The 21,375-nt window shown below is 60.4% G+C and carries 20 protein-coding genes and 1 riboswitch; of the genes, 13 read left to right on the forward strand and 7 right to left on the reverse strand.

Features of this window, described 5'->3' with window-relative positions; translation table 11 throughout:
• Positions 1–206: 206 nt before the first annotated feature.
• The 6 genes from M0412_RS15660 to argE all read right to left on the reverse strand — a co-directional run bounded on the left by M0412_RS15660 (position 207) and on the right by argE (position 6,845).
• Complete coding sequence (locus M0412_RS15660; RefSeq protein WP_269699279.1) at positions 207–1,664, reverse strand: NAD-dependent succinate-semialdehyde dehydrogenase; 1,458 nt, start codon at positions 1,662–1,664, stop codon at positions 207–209.
• Positions 1,665–1,679: 15 nt separating this feature from the next.
• Entirely contained in the window at positions 1,680–2,723 is a 1,044-nt protein-coding gene (locus M0412_RS15665; RefSeq protein WP_269699280.1) for a tartrate dehydrogenase, read from the reverse strand.
• 13 nt (positions 2,724–2,736) lie between these two features.
• Positions 2,737–4,200, reverse strand: a complete 1,464-nt coding sequence (locus M0412_RS15670) for an aldehyde dehydrogenase (RefSeq protein ID WP_269699282.1) — start codon at positions 4,198–4,200, stop codon at positions 2,737–2,739.
• 190 nt (positions 4,201–4,390) lie between these two features.
• Positions 4,391–4,747 (reverse strand): cupin domain-containing protein, encoded by a 357-nt coding sequence (locus tag M0412_RS15675; protein ID WP_004438300.1) that lies wholly within the window; start codon positions 4,745–4,747, stop codon positions 4,391–4,393.
• A gap of 28 nt (positions 4,748–4,775) precedes the next feature.
• Entirely contained in the window at positions 4,776–5,702 is a 927-nt protein-coding gene (locus M0412_RS15680) for a glyoxylate/hydroxypyruvate reductase A (RefSeq protein ID WP_269699284.1), read from the reverse strand.
• Between the two features lie 18 nt (positions 5,703–5,720).
• Positions 5,721–6,845, reverse strand: coding sequence for an acetylornithine deacetylase (argE, locus tag M0412_RS15685; RefSeq protein WP_269699285.1), 1,125 nt, complete (start codon positions 6,843–6,845; stop codon positions 5,721–5,723).
• A 231-nt stretch (positions 6,846–7,076) separates the two neighbouring features.
• Between argE and M0412_RS15690 the strand changes: the two genes are divergently transcribed.
• The 5 genes from M0412_RS15690 to M0412_RS15710 all read left to right on the forward strand — a co-directional run bounded on the left by M0412_RS15690 (position 7,077) and on the right by M0412_RS15710 (position 11,802).
• Entirely contained in the window at positions 7,077–7,955 is an 879-nt protein-coding gene (locus M0412_RS15690) for a GNAT family N-acetyltransferase (protein ID WP_269699286.1), read from the forward strand.
• Positions 7,956–8,083: 128 nt separating this feature from the next.
• Positions 8,084–8,319: riboswitch (cobalamin riboswitch) on the forward strand.
• A gap of 159 nt (positions 8,320–8,478) precedes the next feature.
• Positions 8,479–9,510, forward strand: a complete 1,032-nt coding sequence (locus tag M0412_RS15695) for an ABC transporter substrate-binding protein (protein WP_142843605.1) — start codon at positions 8,479–8,481, stop codon at positions 9,508–9,510.
• The gene (locus tag M0412_RS15700; protein ID WP_269699287.1) at positions 9,507–10,535 is read left to right on the forward strand and encodes an iron ABC transporter permease; all 1,029 of its coding nucleotides are present in this window, start codon (positions 9,507–9,509) and stop codon (positions 10,533–10,535) included. The genes M0412_RS15695 and M0412_RS15700 overlap by 4 nt, the downstream gene beginning before the upstream one ends.
• Positions 10,532–11,332 (forward strand): ABC transporter ATP-binding protein, encoded by an 801-nt coding sequence (locus M0412_RS15705; protein ID WP_269699288.1) that lies wholly within the window; start codon positions 10,532–10,534, stop codon positions 11,330–11,332. The genes M0412_RS15700 and M0412_RS15705 overlap by 4 nt, the downstream gene beginning before the upstream one ends.
• The gene (locus M0412_RS15710; protein WP_142843603.1) at positions 11,329–11,802 is read left to right on the forward strand and encodes a pseudoazurin; all 474 of its coding nucleotides are present in this window, start codon (positions 11,329–11,331) and stop codon (positions 11,800–11,802) included. Before M0412_RS15705 ends, M0412_RS15710 begins: the two co-directional genes overlap by 4 nt.
• Positions 11,803–11,924: 122 nt before the next feature.
• Here the strand turns inward: M0412_RS15710 and M0412_RS15715 are convergent, their stop codons facing one another.
• Positions 11,925–12,773 (reverse strand): class I SAM-dependent methyltransferase, encoded by an 849-nt coding sequence (locus M0412_RS15715; protein ID WP_142843602.1) that lies wholly within the window; start codon positions 12,771–12,773, stop codon positions 11,925–11,927.
• 113 nt (positions 12,774–12,886) lie between these two features.
• Between M0412_RS15715 and M0412_RS15720 the strand changes: the two genes are divergently transcribed.
• From M0412_RS15720 to M0412_RS15755, 8 genes are all read left to right on the forward strand, one after another.
• A complete protein-coding gene (locus M0412_RS15720; RefSeq protein WP_142843601.1) occupies positions 12,887–14,020 on the forward strand; it encodes an ABC transporter substrate-binding protein in 1,134 nt (377 codons plus the stop codon).
• Positions 14,021–14,116: 96 nt separating this feature from the next.
• On the forward strand, positions 14,117–15,256 hold the full coding sequence (locus tag M0412_RS15725; RefSeq protein WP_142843600.1) for an ABC transporter substrate-binding protein: 1,140 nt from the start codon (positions 14,117–14,119) through the stop codon (positions 15,254–15,256).
• The gene (locus tag M0412_RS15730) at positions 15,253–16,320 is read left to right on the forward strand and encodes an iron ABC transporter permease (RefSeq protein WP_269699289.1); all 1,068 of its coding nucleotides are present in this window, start codon (positions 15,253–15,255) and stop codon (positions 16,318–16,320) included. The genes M0412_RS15725 and M0412_RS15730 overlap by 4 nt, the downstream gene beginning before the upstream one ends.
• Positions 16,314–17,066 (forward strand): ABC transporter ATP-binding protein, encoded by a 753-nt coding sequence (locus M0412_RS15735; RefSeq protein WP_046801414.1) that lies wholly within the window; start codon positions 16,314–16,316, stop codon positions 17,064–17,066. The genes M0412_RS15730 and M0412_RS15735 overlap by 7 nt, the downstream gene beginning before the upstream one ends.
• A gap of 359 nt (positions 17,067–17,425) precedes the next feature.
• The gene (locus tag M0412_RS15740) at positions 17,426–17,710 is read left to right on the forward strand and encodes a YMGG-like glycine zipper-containing protein (RefSeq protein WP_110760633.1); all 285 of its coding nucleotides are present in this window, start codon (positions 17,426–17,428) and stop codon (positions 17,708–17,710) included.
• 198 nt (positions 17,711–17,908) lie between these two features.
• Complete coding sequence (locus tag M0412_RS15745; protein WP_080820132.1) at positions 17,909–18,583, forward strand: response regulator transcription factor; 675 nt, start codon at positions 17,909–17,911, stop codon at positions 18,581–18,583.
• 1 nt (position 18,584) lies between these two features.
• Complete coding sequence (locus M0412_RS15750) at positions 18,585–19,934, forward strand: HAMP domain-containing sensor histidine kinase (RefSeq protein WP_142843597.1); 1,350 nt, start codon at positions 18,585–18,587, stop codon at positions 19,932–19,934.
• A gap of 247 nt (positions 19,935–20,181) precedes the next feature.
• A complete protein-coding gene (locus M0412_RS15755; RefSeq protein ID WP_269699291.1) occupies positions 20,182–21,375 on the forward strand; it encodes an efflux RND transporter periplasmic adaptor subunit in 1,194 nt (397 codons plus the stop codon).

Below are 21,375 nucleotides of genomic sequence, written 5' to 3' on the forward strand. Positions count from 1 at the left end.
CATAGAGCGCTGAGAGGGTATTCCCCTAAACTCGACGTCATCCTCGGACTTGATCCGAGGATCCACTGCCACACGAAGAATGGATCCTCGGGTCAAGCCCGAGGATGACGGAGGAGAGGGCGGCCGATGGGCCGCTTTTTTGTTGGTATCGGCACAAAAAGAAGGGCCGCTTAGCGGCCCTTGAGGCGGGGAGAAAGACTGGAGGCTCAGGCGAGCCCGCCGATGTGGAACGTCTTGATTTCCAGATATTCCTCGATACCGACCTGCGCGCCTTCACGGCCGAGGCCGGATTGTTTGACGCCGCCGAAGGGTGCCACTTCGGTGGAGATCGCGCCGGTATTGAGGCCGACCATGCCGAATTCCAGCGCTTCGCCCACGCGCCAGGCGCGTTTGAGGCTCTCGGTGTAGAAATAGGCGGCAAGGCCGAAGGGCGTACCGTTGGCGATGGCGAGCGCTTCCTCTTCCGTCTCGAAACGGAAAAGCGGCGCCACCGGACCGAAGGTCTCTTCGCTTGCCAGCCGCATGGCGGTGGTCGCGCCGGTCAGGACGACGGGGGCGGTATATTGTGGACCATCCGGCAGATCATGCGGTTTGGTGATGATCGTCGCACCCTTGGAGATGGCGTCATCGACATGGGCGCGGATCTTGGCGATGGCTGGTTCGTTGATCATCGGGCCGATGGCAACACCCGGCTCGGTGCCGGGGCCGACGCGCATGGCATCGACACGGTCAGCCAGTTTTTTCGCAAAAGCATCGTAGACGCCCGACTGAACCAGAATGCGATTGGCGCAGACACAGGTCTGGCCGCCATTGCGAAATTTCGAGATGAGTGCACCTTCGATGGCGAGATCGAGATCGGCATCGTCGAACACGATGAAGGGCGCGTTGCCGCCAAGTTCCAGCGACAGTCGCTTAATGCTGTCGGCCGCGCCGCGCATCAAAAGGGAGCCGACGCGGGTGGAGCCGGTGAAGGAAATTTTCCGCACCGTCTCATTGGCCATGATTTCGTTGCCGATGTCAGTCGGCATGCCGGTGACGATGTTGATGACGCCTGCGGGAATGCCGGCCCGTTCGGCAAGAACGCCAAGCGCCAGCGCCGAATAGGGCGTGAATTCCGATGGCTTGATGACCACGGTGCAGCCGGCGGCAAGGGCCGGCGCAACCTTGCGGGTGATCATCGCATTCGGAAAATTCCACGGCGTGATGATGCCGCAGACACCGACCGGTTCCTTCAGCACCACGATGCGCCGATCCGGCGTCGGCGAGGGAATGGTGCCGCCGCTGATGCGCCGGGCTTCTTCCGCAAACCATTTGACGAAGGATGCGCCGTAACGGATTTCTCCCTTCGCCTCTTCAAGAGGCTTGCCCTGTTCGGTGGTGAGGATCAGGCCGAGATCGTCGATATGTTCGATCATCAGTGCGAACCATTTTTCGAGAAGCGCTGCGCGCTCCGCATGGGTTTTCTTCTTCCATGGCCCGAAAGCGGCGTTGGCGGCTTCGATCGCCGCGCGGGTTTCCGCGCTGCCCATGTCAGGCACCGTGCCGATCACCGCCTGTGTGGCGGGATCAATCACGTCGACCACCTTGCCCGATGCCGCAGCCTTCCATACGTCGCCGATCAAACCTGTCTGGCGGAAGAGGTCCTTGTCCTTCAATCCATGCATCATCTGTCTCCGAAATCAGTCGAGTGCAGCGAGAATCGCAGCCGTTATGGCGTCCGTCTTGTCCTTGCCCGGCACGGTGCCGACGCCCTGGCCGGTCGCCGTTTCCAGCGCCGTCATGATCTTCGCCGCCGCAGCCTTTTCGCCGAGATGCTCCAGCATCATCGCACCGGACCAGATGGCGGCAATGGGATTGGCAATGCCGAGATGGGCTATGTCAGGAGCCGAACCGTGCACCGGCTCGAACATGGACGGCGCGTTACGATCAGGGTTGATATTGGCGGAGGCGGCAAAACCGAGGCCGCCCTGAATGGCAGCACCCAGATCGGTCAGAATATCGCCGAAGAGATTGGAGGCGACCACGACATCGAGGCTTTCCGGGGCCATCACCATGCGCGCCGCCATGGCGTCGATGTGATAGCTCGAAACCTCGACGTCAGGATATTCTGCCGCAAGCTTGTGGGTCACCTCGTCCCAGAACACCATCGAATATTTCTGGGCGTTCGACTTGGTGACGGAGACAAGCTTGCCGCGACGTTTCTGCGCCTGTTCGAAGCCGAAGCGCAGGATGCGCTCCACGCCCTTGCGGGTGAAGATCGAGGTTTCGACGGCCACCTCGTCGTCGGTGCCCTGATGCACGCGACCGCCGGCACCGGAGTACTCACCCTCGGTATTTTCACGGATGCAGAGAATATCGAAGCCGTCAGCCCTCAAAGGTCCCTGCACGCCGGGCAGAAGCCGGTGCGGGCGGATATTGGCATATTGCACGAAAGCCTTGCGGATCGGCAGCAGCAGGCCATGCAGCGAGACCGAGTCCGGCACTTCCGCCGGCCAGCCGACCGCGCCGAGCAGAATGGCGTCGAAACCGCGCAGGGTCTCGATCCCGTCCTTGGGAATCATCGCGCCGGTTTCCTTGTAGAACGCACAGGACCAGGGGAACTCCGTGCCTTTAAGCGCAAAACCGGAGGTTTTGGCGGCGGCGTTGAGCACCTGCCATGCGGCGTCCGTCACGCTTTTGCCGATGCCGTCTCCGGGAATAAGTGCGATGCGATGCGTTTTCAAAAGATTTCCCCTGTTACAGTCCAATCAGGACGCTTTTGCTCTTGCGGTTGGCGAGATAGGCCTCCCGCCCGAGGTCCTTGCCGATGCCGGAGCGTTTATAACCGCCGGTTGGCAATATGTGGTCGCGTGAACGGCCATAACGGTTGACCCAGATCGTTCCCGCCTGAATGGCGCGCGACAGGCGCATGACGCGCGAAATATCCCGGCTGAAAAGGCCTGCCGCCAGACCGTAGGTCGGATGATCGGAAAGCGCCAGAGCCTCTTCTTCCGTGCGGAAGGTTTGCAACGTCAGCACCGGCCCGAAGATTTCCTCGGTTACGGCGGGCGAGGTCTGGTCGACATTCGCGATCAGCGTCGGCTGGTAGAAATAACCGGGGCCGTCCATGATCGCGCCACCCGTCAGGCACTCGCCACCATGGGCAACGGCCGCCTGCACGATGCCATCGATACGCTTGCGCTGTACCTCGGAGATGATCGGCGAATATTGTGTCGTCTCGTCCCATGTCGGGCCGGGCTTTACCGCCTTCATGCGGGCGATGATGGCGGCGGAAAGGGCATCTGCCGCCGCTTCCTCGACGATGATGCGTGAGCCGGCAACACAGGCCTGCCCAGCATTGGAAAGAATATTGCCGGCAATCGCTGCCGCCGCTTTTTCGATATCGGCATCGGCGAAAACCAGCTGCGGGCTCTTGCCGCCGAGTTCCAGCGTCATCGGCTTGATGCCGGTGCGGGCGATATTGGCCATGATGGCGGCACCCGCAGCGGTGGAGCCGGTGAAACTGACCTTGGAGATATCAGGGTGCCCGGTGATGGCATTGCCGGTCACCGGCCCGTCACCCAGCACGATATTGATGAGGCCGGCGGGCAGCCCTGCCTTGATCGCCAGCTGCGCCATGAAAATGCTGGAGAAGGGGGTCATTTCCGAGGGTTTCAGCACCACGGCATTACCGGCCGCCAGCGCCGGGCCGAGCTTCCAGCCGGCCATGGAGACAGGGAAATTCCAGGGTGTGATCGCGCCGACAACGCCATAGGGCTCGGTCATGATCATGCCGAGACTGGTGTCGTCGGTCGGCACCAGATCGCCGCCTTCCTTGTCGGCGAATTCGGCGAAGAAGCGGATCTGCTCGGCGGTAACGGCGATGTCGCCGGCAATCAGCTGGCCCACCGGCCGTGTCGAGGACAGTGCCTCGATTTTCGCCAAGGTCTCGGCTTCCGATTCGATGAGGTCGGCCCACTGCTGCAAGACCCTGGTGCGCTCGCGCGGGCGAACGCCGCCCCAGTTGCTGCGCTTCAGCGCCGCCTTGGCGGTTTGCACCGCCTCATCCACCAGCGTCGCATCCGCCTTCGGGCAGCCGGCATATCCCATGCCGTCCGATGGGCGATGCATGTCGATGCCGTCTTTAGCCGGGATCAGCCGGTCGCCGATGAAATGGCCAATTGGCAAAGACAGGCTGTCTGGATCGAAGCTGAGCGTCATGGGAAATCCTCTGTGGATATGCCCTTAAAGCTAATCCCTGCCGCCAAGCGAAATCGACCGACTGTGGCGCGGGCGATGAATGAAAATCCCGTTTTGTTGCCAACAGACAGCGCAATCTTTTGCGGCGCGCTGCCTGTCGTGTATTTCTGGCCGGTACCGTGAGCGACCGTTAAAAAACGCGGGTTTTACATCATCCATTCACGGTGACGTAGATCTTGCGAACCGTTTCGATGGTCTTCCAGACGCCGACGAAACCCGGCTTCATGACGAAGCTGTCGCCAGCCGTATAACGCTGCGGTTCGCCGCCATCAGGGGTGATTTCGATTACGCCGGCCAGAATATGGCAAAATTCGAAGGTCTCGCCCTTGATGGAACGGCTTTCGCCCGGGGTCGCTTCCCAGATGCCGGTCTTTACGGTTCCATCGCGGGCTTCGTCCAGCGCCCAGGTCTTGAATGAAGGGTCGCCGGCGATCAGGCGTTCCGGCAGGGCCTTGGAGGCCTTCGGCTCGAAATCGGGATTGGTGTCGATAGGCTTGAGAAGCGGCATGGATTTTCCTTTCTGAGATGGCGGATGATCAATATCCGCGGCTGCGGTCAACGAGGCCGAGCGGTTCGAGGCCGGATTCGTATCGTTTGATATTGTCGACGACGGTGCGGGCGGCGGAGTGGGGCTGGGTGACGCTGGCGATATGCGGCGTCAGCAGAATTTTCGGATGAGTCCAGAAACGATGGCCCTCAGACAGTGGCTCGGGATCGGTGACGTCGATCACCGCGCCGGAAAGCCTGCCGCTGTCGAGTGCATCTAGGAGTGCGTCATGATCGAGCTGCCTGCCGCGCCCGGCATGGACGAGAGCCGCGCCATCCGGCAGCAGGCCGAGGCGCCCGGCATTCAAAAGCCCGGTGGTCTCGTCCGTCAGCGGCAACAGGCAGACGAGGATATCGCTGGTGGAAAGAATGGCTTTCAGCCCTTCATCGCCATGGTGGCAGGTGACGCCATCGATCTGGCGCGGAGAACGGCTCCAGCCGGCAAGCGGAAAACCGAAAGGTTTCAGCCGTTCCAGTGCCGCAACACCCAGCATGCCGAGGCCGAGAACGCCGACGCGGCATTCTTCCGCCTGCCGCTGGCCCGGCAGGGCTTTCCATAGGTTTTGGCGTTGCTGTTCCAGATAGGCCAGCAGGTTGCGATGAAGGGCAAGCACGCCGAGGCAGACATATTCCTGCATCATGCGGATGATGCCTTCATCCACCATGCGCACGACCTTCACCGTTTCCGGGATTGCATCGATGTGAAACTGGTCGACACCCGCGCCGATCGAAAACAGGATTTCGAGATTGCGGTAACGCGCGATATCCTCTGGCACCGTCCATGTAATGAGATAACGCACCGCATCGGGATCGACAGTGGCGGCATCCATCGAAAATGGCAGGTCCGGCAGCTCTGTGGCCAGAGCCTGCCGGAAGATTTCGCCGCGCTTTGCGTCGGAATTGAAGAGAAACGTCATCTAATACCCGTCATTTGATTAAGCGGCGCAGCGGCGGCCGAGTGTTTCCAGCATCGACTGGCAGGCGGCAAGTTCGTCCGCGGTTATGAATTCGTCCGGCTTGTGGGCGCGGCCGATATCTCCCGGGCCGCAAATGATGGCATCTATGCCCGCCGCCTGGAAAAGCCCGGCCTCCGTTCCGTAGCTTACGGCTGCGAGGTTGGCGGTGCCGGTCAGTTCCTCCAGAAGCAAAGCAAGCGGCGCATCGGCTGGAAGCGACAGGGCCGGATAAGCGCTCATCGGCGTCCATTCGATATCGACGCCCGTTGCGGCGATCTCTTCGACAGCGCTTTTTACCGGCTCCAGCAGGGCGAGCGGGGAGACGCCCGAAATTGCCCGCGCTTCCAGTTCGATTGCGCAATGATCGGGGATGATGTTGATCGCCTGCCCGCCTTTGACCGTGCCGATCTGCAAGGAGGAGTAGGGCGGCTCGAAGGTTGCTTCGAACGGTCCCCGCGTCAGCGTATCGGCGGTTTCGACTGCTTTTGCCATGATGCCGGTCATCAGGTGAATGGCGTTTATCCCCTGATCCGGCCGTGAGGAATGGCCGGATCGGCCGTGCAGGGTGATGCGCGCTGCGGCCTTGCCCTTGTGGGCGCGAACGGCGCGCATATTGCTGGGTTCGCCGATGATGGCGCCCGCCGGCGGGGCACACAGTTCCGGCAGTCTGGCGATGAGATGGGGAACGCCACGGCAGCCCGCCTCCTCGTCATAGGAAAAGGCGATGTGTATCGGCCGTTCAAGCGTCATGCGCGAAAATGCCGGCGCTGCGGCGAGCACAGTGGCGAGAAACCCTTTCATGTCGGTGGTTCCGCGCCCGTAGAGCCGGTCGTTTTCGGTTCTCAGCGTGAAGGGATTGGAGGTCCATTCCGGTTCTCCGGCCGGCACCACATCCATGTGGCCGGACAGGATATAACCGGCCCGATCGGCCGGGCCGAACGTGGCGAAGAGATTGGCGCGGTCGCCCTCCGGTCCGGGCAACAGCGAGACTTTCGCGCCATGGCCTTCCAGATAATCGGCAATCCATCCGGCAATATCGCCATTGGCGGTTCCGACAACGGACGGGAAGGCGACGAGACGCTCAAGGATTTCGATTGCGTTCATGGTCGTCCCCGCTGGTCGTTCCCATTGGCCGCTGGCCGGATTATTCACCGCAGAAGCTTAGAGTGGCCGGCGGCGTTTATCTGCTGAAATGCCGATGATTTCGGTAGATTGTTGTGTCCTTCCAGTGCTTTCAGAAAATTCCTGCGGGCAGGGCCGGTTATCTTCGGATGTCGTGGGCTGGGCTTCCGGGGCCCTAGGGTTCCGCGCCGGAGGGAATGAGAGCCGTTTGCTATGGAGCTGCTCAAGGTCGATAGTTTCGAGTTGCGGACCGTGGATATCGCCGATGTGGAGGCGGATCATCTGCATGCCCTCTCCATGGCTGTCGGATGGCGGTATCATGCCAATGAATGGTGTTTCCTGCGCCAGTGCGGTGTGGGTCTTGCGGCGCTGGACGAGATTGACCGGGTTGTCGCGACCGCCATGCTTTTTCCCTATGATCAGGCTTTTGCGACGTTAGGCATGGTCATAGTCTCCCCACGCCTGCAGGGGCAGGGCGTAGCACCCTGGCTGGTCCGGCAGCTTGTGGCGAGATATCCTGCCGCCGCCTTGCGGCTGAATGCAACGGAGGTGTCCCGGCGGCTATTTGCCGGGCTCGGTTTTACCGGGGATGCGGAACGGGTGCATCTTCTGCGCGGCAAGGCCCGTCGCACCACCGAGGCGCCGCAGCTTGGCAAGAAACAGAGGATCGAGCCAGTTTCGGAACATCATCTCCCCGCCGTGGAAGATCTGGACCGGGCGGCTTTCGGCGTTTCACGCCGGGGCGTGCTGCAGCGTCTCCTGCGGGAAAACACCGGCTACGGCCTGTTCGAGGCGGATCGTCTGGCCGCCTTTGCGCTGCGGCGGGCGGCAGGGCGGGGCCACATCATCGGCCCGGTGGTTGCGGAGGGGGAAGCGGAGGCAGTCGCGCTGGTAAGGCGGCATTTTGCCGATCTCGACGGGCAGCTTGTCCGGCTCGATGCCTTGCGTGATGACGGTGTTCTCACCGATTTTCTGGCGCAATCCGGACTGGTGGTGATTGAAACACTGACGACCATGTCAAAAAATGCGCCGCAGCCGGAAGGTTCCGGCTCGGCTGGGATTTTCGCTCTGGCAGGCCCATCCCTGTGTTGAAGCACCTCGTTTCCCATCGACTTCATGTTACGCACTTTGGGTTCCTGCTGTGTGCGTGTCTTTGTCGCAGAACGGTTTCCATACGCTTGTGAGACATGCTTTGGCGATTGACGCTCCGGCTCTTGCCCCTTATGTGAGAAAGCGACGGTTCCTGCAGCCGAAAGGCGAAGGGATTAATAGGGAACATGGTGCGGGTGATGATGATCGCCCAATGCCGTGGCTGCCCCCGCAACTGTAAGCGGATTGCCGCTCATCCCCGTGGCGCCTCAAGGCGTCATGCCACTGTATTCTCCGGAATGCGGGAAGGCAGATGAACGGCGCAAATCCGTGAGCCAGGAGACCTGCCGTCAAAATATGAACCATCGTTACGGGCGGGGAAGCCCGGAGGAGGAAATTGTAATGTTATTTCATAACATTTGGTTTGCGTCCCGTCGTTGTTCTCCGTACAAGACGTCCCGCTGTTGCTGCGCGTTCTAACGCCTGCGGCTCTGGAATAAGCGATTTAATTTCGACTGGAGAACACATGTTTAATCCTGGACGCCTGCCGGCCTATGCCGGCCTTCTGGCCGCTGCGCTTACGGCTTTGCCCGCCGCTTCCGCCCATGCCGCCGAAACGGTCTATCCCCTGACGATCAACAGCTGCGGTCAGGACATCACCTTCAAACAGGCGCCGGCCCGCACGGTATCCGTCGGCCAGAGCACGACCGAGGTTCTTTATCTCCTCGGCGTTGCCGACAGGGTGGTGGGCACGGCGCTGTGGATCGGCCCGGTTCTGAAGGGTTACGAGGAAGCCAACGCCAAGGTGGAGCGTCTGGCCGACAATGATCCGAGTTTCGAAGCCGTTGTCGGCAAGAGGCCGGACCTGGTAACGACGCAGTTCCAGTGGCAGATCGGCCCGGAAGGTGTTGTCGGCACGCCCGCGCAATTCGCCGAACTCGGTATTCCCGTTTACACCTCGCCGGCCGATTGCGTCGGCAAGGATAATTCCGGCGGCGGGGACGGCGTTCGCAAGACCGGCTTTACCATGGAGCTGATCTATCAGGAGATCCGCGATCTCGCCAAAATCTTCAACGTGCAGGACCGCGGCGAAGAGGTTGTTGCCGACCTGAAAAAGCGTGAAGAAGCCGCCCGCGCCAAGATCGCTTCGGCCAATGGCAAGATTTCCGCCGTCTTCTGGTTCTCCAGCGCCGAACTGGATATCGACCCTTATGTGGCGGGCCGCCATGGCGCGCCCGGTTACATCATGTCCGCACTCGGGCTGACCAATATCATCGAAAGCGATGAGGAATGGCCGACCGTTGGCTGGGAAACCATCGCCAAGGCCAATCCGACCGTCATCGTCGCCGGCAAGATGGACCGTCGTCGTTTCCCGGCCGATGACGTTGCCGTCAAGCACAAGTTCCTTGCGACCGACCCCGTCGCCAGCATCATGCCCGCCGTTAAGGAAGGTCATGTGTTCGATATGGATGCGCAGGCGATGAACCCGACCATCCGCACGATCGAAGGTATTGAAACGCTGGCCGAGGCGATTTCGGCTGCCGGCCTCGCCAAGTGAACGGTTTTTCCGTCCATCTCGGCAGGGCGGGTCTGGCTTTTGCCGCGCTCGCCCTGCTGCTCGTCGCGCTGATGGCCGGAGCGGCCATCGGCGAGACTGCCATTCCCTTCGATGTGGTGGCGAAAACCATCGCCAACCGTGTCTTCCATGCGGGTTATCCGCTGGAGCCGCTGGATGAGGGTATCGTCTGGAGCTATCGCCTCAGCCGCGCCGTTGTCGCCGCCTGCTGCGGTGCTTCTCTGGCGCTTGCCGGCGCGGTGCTGCAATCGCTTTTGCGCAACCCGCTGGCCGATCCCTATATTCTCGGCATTTCCGCAGGCGCCTCCACCGGGGCGGTCGCGGTTGCGCTTCTGGGTTTCGGGGCAGGGCTCCTGACCATGCCGGCGGGGGCGCTGATCGGCGCTTTCGTTGCATTCTCGCTGGTCAGCCTTCTGGCGGTGCGGGCTGGTCACGGCAATAGCGCCATCATTCTGGCCGGGGTGGCCGGCTCGCAGCTGTTCAATGCCATGACCTCGTTCATCGTCACCAAATCCGCCAATGCCGAACAGGCGCGCGGCATTATATTCTGGCTTCTCGGCAATCTTTCCGGGGTGCGCTGGCCGGATGTCTGGCTGGCTTTGCCGGTCAGCATCGCCGGTCTCGCGGTGTGTCTATGGTATTCCCGGGCGCTGGATGCCTTCGCCTTCGGCGGTCAGGCCGCCGCCTCGCTCGGAATTCCGGTGCGCCGGACCTATGCGGTGCTGATCTCGGTTTCGGCGATCATGACGGCGGTGATGGTGTCGCTGGTGGGTTCCATCGGTTTTGTCGGTCTCGTCATTCCGCACGCGGCGCGCATCTTCGTCGGCGTTCGCCACGGGTTATTGCTGCCGGTAACGGCGCTGACCGGTGCTGTTTTCATGATTGTTGCCGATATTCTCTCGCGCATCGTCATTCCTGGTCAGGTGCTGCCGATCGGGGTCATCACCGCGCTCGTCGGCGCGCCGGCCTTCGCCTTCATTCTCGGGCAGAAGAGGGGGCGGTCATGAAATTATCCGCCCATGACCTGCATTTCCATGCCGGCAATGTCGATATTGTCCGTGGCGTTTCGCTCGATGTCGGTTCCGGAGAGTTTCTGGGCATTATCGGCCCGAATGGTTCCGGCAAAAGCACGCTGCTTTCCATGCTGGCCGGCATCCGCAAGCCGCGACGCGGCCACGTCACGCTTGGTGACGATGCGCTTGCCTCATTCGGACGGCGTGATCTTGCCCGCCGGTTGGCCTTTGTGGAACAGCAGGCAGAGACCACAGAGCGAATTACGGCTCGACAGGCTGTCGAACTTGGTCGCACGCCCTATCTCGGTCCGCTCTCTGCCTGGTCGGCCAATGACGACGCCATCGTCGACGCCGCGCTCGACAATGTTGATATGGCGGACAAGGCAGAACGAAGCTGGCACCACCTTTCCGGCGGCGAACGCCAGCGCCTGCATATTGCCCGCGCGCTGGCGCAGCAGCCGCATATCCTGCTGCTGGACGAGCCGACCAATCACCTCGATATCGGCCATCAGATCGGCCTGCTCGATCTGGTCCGCCGACAGGGGCTGACCGTCGTTGCGGCGCTGCATGATCTCAATCACGCCGCCGTGTTCTGCGACCGCGTCGCCATCATGCATCAGGGGCGGATGATTGCGGCCGGTCCGCCGCACGAGGTCCTCACATCGGCGACGATCGCCGATGTTTTCGGGGTGCAGTCCGTCGTCACCACGGATGAGGGCGGCTTTTCTCATATTCGTTTTCTGCCGGCCCATGGAATGGCCGCTCAGACAAAGAAAGCACTGGTACGATGATGAAATTGAAGATGCTTCGCCTTGGCGTGCAGCCGCGTAATGCTCTGGCTGGAATTGCATTGGCGCTGGCTACGGGCTTTCCCCTGCATGCCATGGCCGAAACCTTCGAGGTAAAAATGCTGAACCGGGGCGAAAAAGGTCCGATGGTGTTCGAGCCCGATTTTCTGGAAATCGCCCCCGGCGACCGTGTGCGCTTTGTGCCGACCCACAAGAGCCACAATGCCGCGACCATCGACGGCATGATTCCCGAAGGCGCCGAGGGTTTCAAAAGCCGGATCAATGATGAATTCGAGACTGCTTTCGACAGACCGGGCTTTTACGGAATCAAATGCTCGCCGCATTACGGCATGGGCATGGTCATGCTGATCAAGGTGGGCGAGGCGACCCTGCCGCAGAGCTACAGGGAAGTCGACGTGCCCGGCCGAGCGAAGCCCCGGCTGGACGATCTCTTCGAGCAAGCGGAAAAATGAGGATTCTGCGCCGAGTTTCCCTCATCCGTCATGCCGGACTAGATCCGGCATCCAGCCCCGGCGCGTCTAAGCCGGGAAAGAGTCTTTCGCGGTCAAGGACTTGATCGCACTAGATCCCCGGATCAGGTCCGGGGTGACGGCGTGCGGATGATATTCGCGGACATGTCCGGCTTCACGGCGCAGACCGCATAACGGTGCTGCAGGCCACGCAGGATGCCCTTTAGCAGGCTGAAGTTCTTCGACTGGGCGCGATGGATGGCCTGAAGTTCCTGATCAACCGCGACGGGTTCGAATCCCGTCGCACGCAACATCGCCGCGACATCGTCAGCCCGCGCACCGCCGGAAAAATAGACGCGTGAAAGAATGCTGTTGAAGGTATTGGCCGGATCAGCCGGCTTGTGCAGCTGGTCCGGTTTCACGAGGCCGATGCTTTCCAGACCCGCGGCCAGTTTCTTGACGAGTTTTTCGCGCCAGCCGACATTGACGAAATCGCCGTCGACGATCAGCAGCCGCCCGCCCGGTTTCAGCACGCGGAACCATTCGGCAAAGCTTGCCTGCGGGTCCACCAGTGTCCAGACGAGATGACGGGTGATGATGACATCGGCGCTTTCATCCGGCTCCATGGTGTTTTCGGCATCGCCGACAAAAAAGCGGATATTGCGCCCGCGGCTTTTCGCTTTTTCCCTCGCGAGCGCCAGCATGGTTTCCGACCAGTCCATGCCCGTGACCTGAAAACCAAGATCGTCCATCAGATGCGAAATGACGCCGGTTCCGCTGGCGAGATCGAGCGCCTTGCGGCCTTCTCCCTGTCCCAGATGCTTCAAAAGCAGGGCATGCCACGCTTCTCGCTCATCTTCGGAAAAAATCTCATGTCCGGGGGAAAGGTCGAAGGTCGCGGCGCGGCCGGACCAATAGGCTTTGATTTCGTCTCGCAGGCTGTCGTTCTTGCCATATTGGATAGTGTCGATCATTGGTCTTCAACCCATGCGCCGGTCAGTTGAGAATGGCTCTAAAACATAAATGTTGACTAGTACAGTCAGAAAATAATACAGCCCCGCCAGTCAACACTGGAGAGCAATATCCGATACGCATCTCAGCCAAATCCACGGCACTTGCCCTTGGCCTTCTCGTATCCGCCGCCTGGCCGGCACTGGCCGAAAAGGTCACTGTCAAGGATGTGACCGGCCGGGATGTCGAAGTCAATGTTCCCGTTTCGCACGTCATTCTCGGTGAAGGCCGGCAGATCTATTTCCTCGCGGCGCTCGACAAGGAAAACCCTTTCCAGCACGTCGTCGGCTGGCGCGATGACCTCGCCAAGGCCGATCCGGAAACCTATGACGCCTATCTTGCCAAATATCCTGAGATCGCCAAGCTGCCGACCTTTGGCGGCATGAAGGACGGCACTTTCGACGTCGAGCAGGCCGTTGCGCTTAAGCCGGACGTGATCCTGATGAATATCGACGCCAAGACGGCGACCGAAGAGGCAGGCTACATCGAGAAGCTCGCCAAGGTTGGCATTCCGCTTGTTTATGTCGACTTCCGTGAAAAGCCGATGGAAAATACCGAGCCGAGCATGCGCCTGATGGGCAAGCTGACGGGCAAGGAAAAGATCGCCGAGGACTTCATCAAGTTCCGTGCTGACTCCATCGCCAAGGTCACCGATACACTCGCCAAGGCCAATCCGAAGAAGCCGGTGGTGTTTGTCGAGCGCGCCGGCGGTTACTCCGACGATTGCTGCATGTCCTTCGGCAACGAGAATTTCGGCAAGATGGTCGAGCTTGCCGGCGGCATCAACATGGCCAAGGATATCATTCCCGGCACCTTCGGCACCGTCAATCCGGAACAGATCATCGCCTCCAACCCGGAGCAGATCATCATCACCGGCGGTAACTGGAATGGCTACGTTCCCGGCGGCAACTGGGTCGGTGTCGGTTATGGTGCGGATGTGAAGGAAGCGCATCGGAAGCTCGAAAACCTTACCAAGCGCCCGGCCTTTACCGGTGTGCAGGCGGTGAAGGACGGCAATGTCCACGCCATCTGGCACCAGTTCTACAACAACCCGTACCAGTTCGTGGCCATTCAGGAAATCGCCAAGTGGCTGCATCCTGATCTCTTCAAGGATCTCGATCCCGAGGCGACCTTCAAGGAATTGCATGCCCGCTTCCTGCCGCTTGATTACAAGCCCGGCTACTTCGTGTCGCTGAAGGACGCGAAATAAGACAGGGACGGTGAAGAGGAGCGCCGTCCGTTCGATGGATGAGACCGCAGTGATGCGGTTTCATCATTTTCTTTTGGAACTCAATGAGGACTTCTCATGCGGCTCAATGCTCTGAGGCATCTTGCGGTGCTGGCCTTCTCTCTTCTCGCCGTAACAGCCCATGCAGGCGAGATCACCGATGTCACCGGCCGCAAGGTCGAACTGGACCTGCCGGCCAAGCGTGTCATCGTTGGCGAAGCCCGCCAGATCCACGTCATCGCGGCGCTGAAGGGCGACAAGACCTTCGAAAACATCGTCGGCTGGCGTGACGATCTGCTCAAGAAGGACCCCGACAGCTACACGGCCTATGTCGAGCGTTTTCCGCAGATCGAGAAACTGCCGCGCTTCGGTTATCTGCCGCAGGGTGACTTCAGCCTGGAAACGGCGATCACCCTTTCTCCTGACGTGATCACCCTCAATCTGGAAACGGAAAAAACCGCCAAGGAAAGTGGTTTCGAAGAGAAGGCTGCCGCTGCCGGCATCAAGATCGTTTATCTCGATTTCCGTATCGATCCCGATAAGAACAGCGAAGCCTCGATCGAAATTCTCGGAAAACTGTTCGGTGCGGAAGAGCGCGCCAAGGAATTCATCGCCTATCGCCGTGCTGAAATCGCCCGCGTGACCGACCGGGTCGCCAGCGTCAAGGACCTCAAGCGCCCGAATGTCTTTATCGAGCGTTCGCCCGGCATTTCCGGCGAGAACAATTGCTGCCGCACCTTTGGATCCGCCAATTTCGGCGCGATGGTTGATCTGGCCGGTGGTCACAATATTGCCGACGGCATCATCAAGACGACCTTCGGCGATCTCAATCCCGAGCAGCTGGTCGTCGCTGATCCTGACCATGTCATCGTCACCGGCTCGAACTGGGCGGCGGAATCCGATATCAACCAGTTCGTTCCCCTTGGGCTCGGAGCAGACACGGCGCTTTCGCGCGAGCGGCTGGCCAATCTGATGACGCGTACGCCGTTTCCGGAACTGAAGGCGGTCAAGCAGGGCAATGTCCATGCCGTCTGGCACCAGTTTTATGGCGCTCCTTACGAGTTTTTGCCGATCCAGCAATTTGCCAAGTGGTTCCATCCGGACCTCTTCGCTGATCTCGACCCGGAAAAAAACGCTGAGGAATTTTACCGGAAGTTCCTCCCCGTTACCTACAAGCCGGGCTATTTCGCCTCGCTCGAAAAAGGTTTGAACCAATGAGTTCGCTGAATGAAAGCGCCGTTGGCGTCAGTGGGCGCGATCAATATCGCGCCCTTGCCGCGCGCAGGATCGTTATTCTTGTCGGGCTTTTCATCGCCCTGTGTTTCAGCATGGCCGCGGATATGGCGCTCGGCCCGGCGCGCTATACAATTTCCGAAGTTCTGGCGACCATTGCCGATCCGGCCGCTGCTGCAAACCAGCTGCGAGTGGTGATCTGGGATATCCGCATGCCGATTGCGCTGATGGCGGTCACTGTCGGCGCATCGCTGTCGGTTGCGGGCGCGCAGATGCAGACCATCCTGTCCAACCCGCTCGCCAGCCCCTTCACGCTCGGCATTTCTGCCGCTGCAAGTTTTGGCGCGGCGCTGGCGCTCGTTGGCGGCGTGGCGATCTTTCCGGGTGCCGTGCATTATATGGTGCCGATCAACGCCTTCATCATGGCCATGGTTGCGGCGCTTTTCATCCATTTTGCCTCTACGCTGCGTGGTGTGACGGTCGAAACCATCGTGCTCCTCGGCATCGCGCTGGTCTTCACCTTCAATGCGGCGCTGTCGCTGCTGGAATATCTGGCCTCCGAACAGGCGCTTGCCGCCGTCGTTTTCTGGACCATGGGCAGCTTGACGAAGGCAACCTGGGAAAAGGTCTATGTGACCGCGGCCATCCTCGTCATCACCGTGCCGATGTTCATGCGCAACGCCTGGGCGCTGACGGCACTCAGGCTGGGCGATGACAAGGCGGCCAGCATGGGCATCAATGTGCGCCGGCTGCGGTTGCAAACCATGCTGACGGTCAGCCTTCTGGCGGCCATTCCTGTTTCTTTCGTCGGCACCATCGGATTTGTCGGGCTTGTCGGTCCGCACATCGCCCGTATGCTGGTCGGTGAAGATCAGCGCTTTTTCCTGCCCGGCTCGGTGATCTGCGGCGCGCTGCTTCTGTCAACCACCTCGGTCATCAGCAAGATCCTCATACCCGGCGCCATTCTGCCGATCGGGGTCATTACGGCGCTGGTCGGCGTACCGTTCTTTTTCGTGCTCATTTTCGGCAACAGGAGACGCGCATGGTAGCGCTCGCACTGAAGGATGTCGGTGCCGCCTATGGCCGCACCACGGTTCTGTCCAAGGTCGGCATCGATACGCTGGAAAGCGGCAGCGTGACGGCAGTGATCGGCCCCAACGCCGCCGGCAAATCCACGCTTTTCAAGCGCATTGCCAGCCTGATCTCCGGTCCCGGCCTGGTCGAACTCTCCGATACGGCGCGCGGCAACCGCGCCATTTGTTACATGCCGCAGGATACCGGCGCCAATGCCGTTCTGACGGTCTATGAATCCGTGCTTCTTTCCGCCAAACAGGGCGGTGGCTGGCGGGTTCAGGATGATGAGCTGTTTGAGATAGATGCCATTCTCAAGGCGCTGAAAATCCACGATCTTGCTTTCCGCGGCCTTGGCGAGCTATCCGGCGGCCAGCGGCAGCTGGTGTCGCTGGCGCAGGCACTGGCGCGCAAGCCGGAAGTGCTGCTGATGGACGAGCCGACATCGGCGCTTGATCTTCACCGGCAGATCGAGGTTCTGGGCTTCGTCACCGAGCTTGCCCAGAAAACCGGCATGATCGTGTTGATCGCCCTGCACGACCTCAACCATGCGCTGCGCTATTGCGAGAATACGATGGTGATCGCCCGCGGTGAAATGGTGGTGAGCGGCAGTACCGAGGCGGTGATAACCTCGGACATGCTGCGCGATATCTATCGCATCGATGCCCGCATCGAGCCCTGTTCCCAGGGTCGGCCGATGGTTATCGTCGACGGAGCTATCTGAGGGCTGCAGAAACAGGCCATCTGCCGGCGGCCGGACTATCCTTCCGGTCAGGGCCGCCGAACCGCCGTCAATCTCCATAGGCAAGCTCGGCAACGGTCTGCCCCAGTATTTCGACCCACCATTCTCAAACGCAGTGATTGACACGGCGGCGTCGGAGCCTATCGATGAGGCGGGCGGAATTAGCTGAGAATGACTTATCGTGAAGACGCGCATCCTACACGAATTTGCACTTTCGACCGGTGTCGACGCCGACGGTTCTGCGTAACTTCCACGTAATTTTCGGTGGCCATATGTCTGCACCTTGGTGCGTCTCCACGGTCGACGGGCGACCGTAGCGGCGATGGATCGAAAGGACAGACATGAAAAAGATCATTTCAGGCATATTCGTTTGTTTGACGCTGACGGCTTGCAGCCAGACGGAAAAGGGCGCCGGTATTGGTGCGGCCAGTGGCGCCATCATTGGCGGGCTGGCAAGCGGCACGTGGCAAGGTGCTGCAGTGGGAGCCGCCGCGGGAGGTGCTGGAGGTGCGGTCATCGGGAACATCAGTGAACGAAACGACAGGAACCGTCGCGATCACTGGGAAAATCGGGACCGGCGCGATTACGGTTGCAGATATCGCGATAACTACGGCCGCTGCCGATAAGGGGCTGGCCTTGGCGACGGGGACTAAAAGCCGGCTGGATACTCAGCAGGTTTCGGTTCCCCGGTGCCGGACATCTGGACCGCCGATTGACTTGGCGGCCAGTCGGTCATGGCAGTCGAGTTTATCTGAACCACACATATCAATTTGCTGTTAGAATTCTTGAGAACAGCTGTCCGGGACTTGCACGATCAGGCCACTATGAAACTTCTGCTTATCGAAGACGATCCGGAAATGACGGATGCCTTGAGGACGGCCCTCTCGCAGCATGGCATCGTGCTGGACGCTGTTGGAGATCTGGCGATGGCGCGGGAAGCAATCGCCATGGCGGATTACGATATTGTCCTTATCGACCGGCAACTGCCGGATGGCGATGGCAGTACCTTCCTCGCCGATTTGCACCGCACGGGTTCAAATACGCGATCGATCATCATCTCCGCTCTGAGGTCGACCGACGAGCGAATTTCCGGCCTCAATGACGGGGCCGATGACTATTTGCCGAAGCCGTTCGAAATTCCCGAGCTGATTGCCAGAATGAGCGCTGTGCTGAGGCGGGTGCCGACAGCCGGCCCATTCGTCCTGTCGGCAGGAAACGTTACCTACGATCGGGTTTCATGCGATGTGCATGTCAACGGCATCAGGCTTGCGCTCACCCGCAGGGAACTGCTCATCATCGAAACTCTTCTGAGAAATCGTGGTCGTACCGTGTTGCGCTCGTCCCTTGAGGGGCAGGTCTATTCCTTTGACGATGAAATCCAGTCGAACTCACTGGAATCCAATATGTCTCGCCTGCGCCGAAAGCTTGGCGAAGCGGAGGCCGATATTGTTATCAAGAACATTCGTGGCATAGGCTACTACCTTCATGAGCAGAAATAGGATGACCAGCACATCCCTTCGCTGGCGATTTACTTTTGGTTTTATTGTCCTGCAGCTCTGCGCGGTCATCGCCTCGCTCAGCCTGGTTTTCTATCTCCTTTCTGGCCTCAAGCCCGATGTGGCGATCACGTCCATCTGGCTGTCTCAAGAAATCGCAGACTCGGTTCGTCTCGAGCCGAATGGCCGGCCCCATCTGGTTCCGACGGCCGAGCTTAAAGAGATTATGGAGGAAGCGCCTGACCTGTGGTTCGTGGCAGACCTTGGAAAAGATATTGTCCTTGCACACGGCGCGCCTCCCGGGAAAATTGCCGACAACATGCCATTCCTGCGGGCGTTCAGAAGTGTCGAGCTCCATGGTGACCTGAACGATCCGCTGAGTGTCGCCCGCATGGAGCGTTTCGACACAGAGGCCGGTGAGGCAACGATTTTTGCCGGCGGTGTTTCTATGTCCCAATATGGTGTGACCGTGCTGTTGGGGAACCTTGCCATCGGTGTGCCGGCGCTGATCCTCGTCGCCATTTCCCTTATTGGCGTCCCGTTTGTCACACGCTGGGCTTTGCGGTCCTTCAGCGACCTGACCAGGCGTCTCGACAGGATCGACCTCGACACACGTGGCGCCCTGGTGGAAGAGCGGGGCTTGCCCACTGAGGTGCTTCGTCTGGTGCGCGACATCAACAGGGCGCTGCGTCGTCTCGATAGCGGCTTCGAGGCGACGGAGCGCTTCTTCGTCAACGCGGCCCATGAACTTCGAACGCCGATTGCTGTCCTGCAGGTGAGAATCGATACGCTTTCACCAGGTGCGGACAAGACACACCTGCAGACGGCCATCAAGCGGCTTACAGCAATCGCAAACCAGCTTCTCGACACCGAAAAGTACCGGCAGAAGCCCCAGCAGAATGCACCTGTCGATCTCAACAGCGTTGTGTCGAAGGTGGTCGCCGACCTTGCTCCTCTGGCGATTGCCGAAGGTTACGAGATTTCGTTCGATAGCGATGCGGAAAGCCTGTTCGTTCCCGGGGATGCCGAAGCTCTGGAGCGTGCATTCGTCAATCTGGTCCGTAATGCAGTCCAGTACGGGGGCGGACGAGGACAGATATCGGTCAGTATTGAGGCTGACGGCAGCGTGACTGTCGCCGATCAGGGCTGTGGAATTGCCGGCGACAAGCAGTCGCGCATATTCGAACCGTTCTACCGGGTCAGCCCTCACGGCTCAGGTGCGGGCCTGGGGCTCAGCATGGTCAACGAGATCGTCACCCGTCACGGCGGCTACGTTGAGCTTTCGTCCGCTCCAGGCAAGGGCAGCACATTTGCCGTACGCTGGCGCGAGAAGCGCGTTTTCCAGCAGCGGTAGGTCCGTCTCCTGCGCCAACAGGTCAAGGCGTTTTTATCCGTCGACGTTTGCTGAGCACGGCCGCGATCACTTGATGCCTGGCGGGCAGTCTCTGGCACGCCATCCACATCGCAAACACTCTTTGCCGATCGGTTGATTTTACAGCGCTTGCCAAACGGATCAGGCGCGACGACGACCCTCCGTAATTTTCAGGTAACTCTCGTGACAGAGAAAGCCCTCAAATTTCAATAGCATGGGCCACGACTAAATGACACGACACATTACCCGCAAGCGTTTGATCCTGGGGGCGGCAACCCTTGTCGGTCTGCTGGGCGTCTGGCTGCTGTTTCTGCGTCCGCCGGCAAAGCTTGAACTGGTGACGGCGCAGGCGCGAACGGGTGACATTGAAGAGGTGGTGCTGGCGACGGGGGTTCTCGAACCGCTCGAGCTGGTGCGTGTCGGCGCCCAGGCCTCGGGTCGCATCGAGCATCTGGCTGTCAAGATCGGTGACATCGTTGAGGCTGGCCAATTGGTGGCCGAGATCGATTCCCAGACCCGGCGCAATACCTTGCGGGACCGCGAGGCCGCTTTGGCCAACATCCGCGCCGTTCACGCCGCGCGCAGCGCCGGTCTGGTGAAAGCCGAGAAGGATTTCGAGCGCGAGCGTGACCTGCTGGCAGGTGGTTCCACGCCACGCGCCCAGTATGACGCTGCGGTTGCGATGCGAGACACCGCGCGGGCTGAGGTTCAGTCGCTGGACGCTCAGGTCGCCCAAGCGCAGGTCGCGCTGGAGTCTGCGGGTATAGAACTGGACTATACGCGCATCACTGCCCCAATCGCCGGCACGGTGGTCGCGATCGTCACTGACGAGGGCCAAACCGTGAATGCCCTGCAGACCGCGCCGACCATCGTCATGATCGCGCGATTGGACACAATGACGGTGCGCGCGGATATCTCCGAGGCTGACGTCGTGCGTGTGCGGCGGGGCCTGCCGGTCTGGTTCAGCATTCTTGGCGATCCGAAGCGTCGTTTCGATGGGGAGTTGCGACAGGTGGAACCGGCCCCGGCCTCCATCGCCAACGAGAGCAATACCGCTGCGAGCCGGATTGGCTCAACCAACGGCGCGGTCTATTACACCGGGCTGATCGACGTGGCGAATGCGGACGGGGTCCTGCGGCCCTCCATGACGGCGCAGGTGTCCATCGTCTTGAGCCACGTCAGCGGCGCCGTGCTGGTTCCGCTCAGTGCAGTGGAAGGGGCGCCCCGGGCCGGCGATACGGCGCGTGTGCGCATACTGGACGCGATGGGCGAGGTCCAGATCCGGCAGGTCCAGGTCGGTATCGATAACGGCGCGGACATCCAGATACTTAGCGGTCTTCAGGCAGGCGACACCATCGTGCTTGGAGCATCCACGGACGAACGCACGGATGGCCAGGCTCAACTGGCTGCGGCGAAGCGGTAG

Source organism: Agrobacterium sp. O3.4 (assembly GCF_041414895.1).
Taxonomy (GTDB): domain Bacteria; phylum Pseudomonadota; class Alphaproteobacteria; order Rhizobiales; family Rhizobiaceae; genus Agrobacterium; species Agrobacterium cucumeris.

Coding starts and splice junctions, on each gene's coding strand:
- M0412_RS15660 (WP_269699279.1), bottom strand. CDS start 1,664: ATGCATGGATTGAAGGACAAGGACCTCTTCCGCCAGACAGGTTTGATC.
- M0412_RS15670 (WP_269699282.1), bottom strand. CDS start 4,200: ATGACGCTCAGCTTCGATCCAGACAGCCTGTCTTTGCCAATTGGCCAT.
- M0412_RS15675 (WP_004438300.1), bottom strand. CDS start 4,747: ATGCCGCTTCTCAAGCCTATCGACACCAATCCCGATTTCGAGCCGAAG.
- M0412_RS15680 (WP_269699284.1), bottom strand. CDS start 5,702: ATGACGTTTCTCTTCAATTCCGACGCAAAGCGCGGCGAAATCTTCCGG.
- argE (WP_269699285.1), bottom strand. CDS start 6,845: ATGAACGCAATCGAAATCCTTGAGCGTCTCGTCGCCTTCCCGTCCGTT.
- M0412_RS15690 (WP_269699286.1), top strand. CDS start 7,077: ATGGAGCTGCTCAAGGTCGATAGTTTCGAGTTGCGGACCGTGGATATC.
- M0412_RS15695 (WP_142843605.1), top strand. CDS start 8,479: ATGTTTAATCCTGGACGCCTGCCGGCCTATGCCGGCCTTCTGGCCGCT.
- M0412_RS15705 (WP_269699288.1), top strand. CDS start 10,532: ATGAAATTATCCGCCCATGACCTGCATTTCCATGCCGGCAATGTCGAT.
- M0412_RS15710 (WP_142843603.1), top strand. CDS start 11,329: ATGATGAAATTGAAGATGCTTCGCCTTGGCGTGCAGCCGCGTAATGCT.
- M0412_RS15715 (WP_142843602.1), bottom strand. CDS start 12,773: ATGATCGACACTATCCAATATGGCAAGAACGACAGCCTGCGAGACGAA.
- M0412_RS15725 (WP_142843600.1), top strand. CDS start 14,117: ATGCGGCTCAATGCTCTGAGGCATCTTGCGGTGCTGGCCTTCTCTCTT.
- M0412_RS15730 (WP_269699289.1), top strand. CDS start 15,253: ATGAGTTCGCTGAATGAAAGCGCCGTTGGCGTCAGTGGGCGCGATCAA.
- M0412_RS15735 (WP_046801414.1), top strand. CDS start 16,314: ATGGTAGCGCTCGCACTGAAGGATGTCGGTGCCGCCTATGGCCGCACC.
- M0412_RS15740 (WP_110760633.1), top strand. CDS start 17,426: ATGAAAAAGATCATTTCAGGCATATTCGTTTGTTTGACGCTGACGGCT.
- M0412_RS15745 (WP_080820132.1), top strand. CDS start 17,909: ATGAAACTTCTGCTTATCGAAGACGATCCGGAAATGACGGATGCCTTG.
- M0412_RS15750 (WP_142843597.1), top strand. CDS start 18,585: ATGACCAGCACATCCCTTCGCTGGCGATTTACTTTTGGTTTTATTGTC.
- M0412_RS15755 (WP_269699291.1), top strand. CDS start 20,182: ATGACACGACACATTACCCGCAAGCGTTTGATCCTGGGGGCGGCAACC.